The following is a 318-nucleotide window of genomic DNA, read 5'->3' as shown; positions in this document are numbered from 1 at the left end:
GCTCCATCAGTTGCACGGCCAGCAGTGAATGACCGCCCAGCTCGAAGAAGTGGTCATGCCGACCGACCCGCTCCAGACCCAGCAGCTCCGCCCACAGCTGCGCCAGCACCGTCTCCAGCTCCCCGCGTGGCGCCTCGTAGCCCCGCCGCGCATACGCATCGTCCTGCGGCGCCGGCAGCGCCCGCCGGTCCAGCTTGCCGTTGACCGTCAGCGGCAGCGCCGCCAGCGGCACGAACGCCGCCGGCACCATGTAGTCCGGCAGCTGCCCCACCAGATGCGCGCGCAGCGTCGCCGCAAGCTGCGCTTCCTGCGCCTCCT

Annotated in this window: 1 protein-coding gene; it reads right to left on the bottom strand. The window is 72.0% G+C overall.

The annotated features are described in order from the left end of the window. Positions 1-318, bottom strand: a 318-nt coding sequence (locus VSR82_RS40180) for a phosphopantetheine-binding protein (protein ID WP_498858945.1), incomplete at both ends; no start/stop codon positions are given.

Source organism: Burkholderia sp. JPY481 (assembly GCF_038900515.1).
In the GTDB taxonomy this organism is placed as follows: Bacteria; Pseudomonadota; Gammaproteobacteria; order Burkholderiales; family Burkholderiaceae; genus Paraburkholderia; species Paraburkholderia youngii.
The sequence above is the reverse complement of the archived record's forward strand: the minus strand, read 5'-3'. Positions and strand labels throughout refer to the sequence as shown.